Below are 3,483 nucleotides of genomic sequence, written 5' to 3'. Positions count from 1 at the left end.
GTTTGTGGTAAACACCATTTTAAAGGAAGCTGATCTTTTTTGTCCGAACAGCGTTCGGATTAATTTTACAATCTACCATTTACCAACTTTTTTAAAAATATACCATTTACTAAACAAGTAATTAACAACAACTACAACTATATTATCAATTAGTTTCACCAATATTAAGTTACCATTTATTAGCGAAACGCCAATATACATAATTATTAATTCTAATGCTAATGTTAGACCACGAAAAAAGAAAAAAGAGGACAATTCTTTAATAAAAGCCATAAATGTTGTATATCGTGAACCAAAAACCCAAACTTTATTCGTTAAGTAGGCTGCAATGACAGTTAATATCCATGCAGTCACCGTAGCAACTTGATAATTCCAATGCCAATAGGCCGCCATTATTCCAAAAGAACCAATATTAACTAGAGTTGTTACAACCCCAAAAAAAAGATATGCGATGATTGCTTTATACTTCAACCAAAGTACTTTAATCATTCGATTGCTCCTGTAATTGCCGTTTGAATTGCTGTTGAATAATTTCTAAGCGAAATTCAAATTCACGTTGTTCTTTTTGTACAATCGAATCGAGTATCATTCCACTCGAATAAGAAATAATCCCCGTCAAAAGTAGAAAACCACAAACAACCAATGTTGGCATTTTATCTACTAAACCAGTCTGTATATATGGAATCCAAACATTAGGAAAAAATAATACTGTAGCAAATAAAATAAGTAGGACAGAAATAATACTATAGAATTGTAACGGTCGATAATTACGAAAAAGAGTAAAAATGCGGCGTAGAACCTTAAAACCATCGCTATATGTATTTAGCTTAGATTCACTGCCATCAGGACGATCACGATAATCAATAACCTGATTCTCAATCAACATATTGTTCTCAATGGCTAAAATACTCATCTCTGTTTCAATTTCAAAACCACGTGATAAAACTGGATAAGATTTAACAAACTGATAACTAAAAGCACGGTAACCCGTCATAATATCTTTAATGTCATTTTTAAAGAAGAAATTAATGCTCTTTCGAACGATAACATTACCTAAATTATGGAATGGTCGTTTATTTTCTTCAAAATAGCTGGATGATAGGCGATCACCTACCACCATATCAACATGATGATCGAAAACTTTTGCTGCCATTTCTGGAATTGCATCTGTCGGATAGGTATCATCACCATCAATCATGATATAACATTCAGCTTCAACTTCACGAAACATCCGGCGAATTACGTTTCCCTTACCTTGCTGATATTCATGACGAACAATTGCCCCTGCATCTTGAGCCTCACTCACCGTATTATCTGACGAGTTATTATCATAAACATAAATCTTAGTTCTCGGTATATCTATAGTACTTTTTTTGCAGTCTTTAACAACCTTTTTAATTGTCATTCCCTCATTATAACAAGGAATTAAAATTGCTAGTTTATTCACTAATAATCCTCCATTTTATTCAGAAATCTGCTTTTCATTTGCCGAATTGCCTTTTCCAGCTAGCATGTCTCCAATAAATAATGGAATCGCTACCGCAATTGGATAGACATAACGATAAAGTACCACTGGGCCCAATAATAAAGTTAACCACAATCCTAGTACTAGGGAAGCTGGGTATAAATAATGATAACGACGTTGATAAATAACCCAACCAATATACACAATCAGTAACCAAGTATATATGCCTGAACTAAAAAACATCGACAGTACCGAGACTTTCTGATAACTGTTACTGTAGGTTAATTGATAGTAAATACTAGACAACCACTTCATAAAGCGTGGTACTTGTCGTTCAACAATGAAAAATGTCTTTTCGCTGTTTTGTTGCGTTGATATATACTCCCAATATGGATGATAAGCTTTAGGATCCCGATAATTCATATCCGGATACCACAGTCCGATTGTTAAACGGGCAAAAGCATTGACGTACGTTAGAGGTTTCTTAATTCCCACTTGTAACCAAAGTTTTACAAAACTACTTGGATTTGCTTTTAACAATTCTGAATTAAAAGTATTCTTCATCGAATCAGCAATGGCATAATTACCTTCTATGGTTTTATAATCTGGAATATATTGTTTAATCTGATTTTTTTCGTATTGGGATAATTCTCCACTATCTTCATCTAAAGCTTTAGATAATTGAACTGCCGGAACACTCATCATCTCATGTAAACTATCAAATTTAACACCATTTAAGGCGGAAGTAACCGGTCCTGAATATATTAAATACATTAATAGCGGTAGAACAATCACGATTAATAATTGCTTCCAATACCTTCTAAAGTAAAACAAACCAAAGATAGCACTAAAAAGAAATACATAAAGGCCTTGACTTCTGAAAATAATATTAATAAATATTGTTATAATCAACGTAGCAATAAAAGTTATATTGTTAAATTGATGAGGATCATCTGCTAAACTAAATAATTTTACTAAAATAAGTAAAAATGTTGCTGCATAAATTATATCTTTTGTAGCTGAAAAAGACATAATCGGATTAACTGGAAGAAACATAAAAATTAATATAAATAGAATTCGCCATAGTATCGATACCCTTTTTTTAGTCATATATCTTATCACTACAGCAAAACTATACGATAAAATACTCATTTGAAATATTGAATAGATTAACAAACCTAACTCGTTACTGCCCAGTATATTCCCAAGAGTAACTACACAAAATCCAATGAGATAAGTATCAATTAACGGATGATGTAAACAAATTTCCCCAGATAAATAATAACCAATCTGATAAACCGAATCATAACCATAAATACCTGGATAGGAGGCAACCAGGCTAGGAATCCAAGCTATAAAAATAAGCGCCCATACTACAATAAAACTTTGCTTAATCGTAAAAAACTTTTCTAATTTATCAGTATTAAACTTATCAAAAGTCAAGTAATTAGCGCGAGGAATGATCAACTTAAAAGTGGTAATTAATAGCGAACCGAACACAGGAATTCCAAAAATAATTTTGAGCCATGTTGTTAGGTGATTTAAATCAGTTGTATTTAAAGTTAATGTTTTAACACCAATTACCATAAATGCAGAAAATAAACCACCAATAAGTAACGCAATACCCCATAAACGGCGTTCAACATCCATCTGCTTAACTTTATAAAACAGTACTAAAATAGCTCCATAAATAATTAAACTAAAAACACTATTACTAAGTGAATTTAGATTTGAATATGACTTTATCATACCACCAATTGCATAGGTAGAAAATAATGCCAATACCATTATGCCTATAAAATATCTTGTAATTTTTATTTGCATCAATTGATACCTTCCTTAAGCGCTTTGTCTAAATTAAACGTGAAAAATATACTTTAATACGTGTGGTGCCTAGTTTGTAACATTTAGAAATTTATGTACCAAATACTAGGATAGGAGCAGTTAGACTCATAAGTGACAAAACTTAAAAGGAGTAATAACTGTGTTGAACCACCTCAAGTTTAAGCAAAATCGTC

The 3,483-nt window shown here is 31.9% G+C and carries 3 protein-coding genes; all 3 read right to left on the bottom strand.

Annotated features, from left to right (window positions below):
* Positions 1-72 precede the first annotated feature (72 nt).
* From EKM98_RS11860 to EKM98_RS11850, 3 genes are read right to left on the bottom strand one after another with little or no spacing between them, the layout of a single operon-like run.
* On the bottom strand, positions 73-489 hold the full coding sequence (locus EKM98_RS11860) for a GtrA family protein (protein WP_125982748.1): 417 nt from the start codon (positions 487-489) through the stop codon (positions 73-75).
* On the bottom strand, positions 482-1,447 hold the full coding sequence (locus tag EKM98_RS11855) for a glycosyltransferase family 2 protein (protein WP_125982747.1): 966 nt from the start codon (positions 1,445-1,447) through the stop codon (positions 482-484). The genes EKM98_RS11860 and EKM98_RS11855 overlap by 8 nt, the downstream gene beginning before the upstream one ends.
* Before the next feature lie 15 nt (positions 1,448-1,462).
* A complete protein-coding gene (locus EKM98_RS11850) occupies positions 1,463-3,289 on the bottom strand; it encodes a DUF6020 family protein (protein WP_225418587.1) in 1,827 nt (608 codons plus the stop codon).
* Between the last annotated feature and the right edge of the window lie 194 nt (positions 3,290-3,483).

Source organism: Loigolactobacillus iwatensis, assembly GCF_003950295.1.
Taxonomy (GTDB): Bacteria; Bacillota; Bacilli; order Lactobacillales; family Lactobacillaceae; genus Loigolactobacillus; species Loigolactobacillus iwatensis.
Note: the sequence above shows the minus strand (reverse complement) of the source record. Positions and strands in the feature narration are given on the sequence as shown.

Excerpts from the sequence above, each read along its gene's own strand:
- EKM98_RS11850 (WP_225418587.1), bottom strand. The coding sequence starts at position 3,289 with ATGCAAATAAAAATTACAAGATATTTTATAGGCATAATGGTATTGGCA.
- EKM98_RS11860 (WP_125982748.1), bottom strand. The coding sequence starts at position 489 with ATGATTAAAGTACTTTGGTTGAAGTATAAAGCAATCATCGCATATCTT.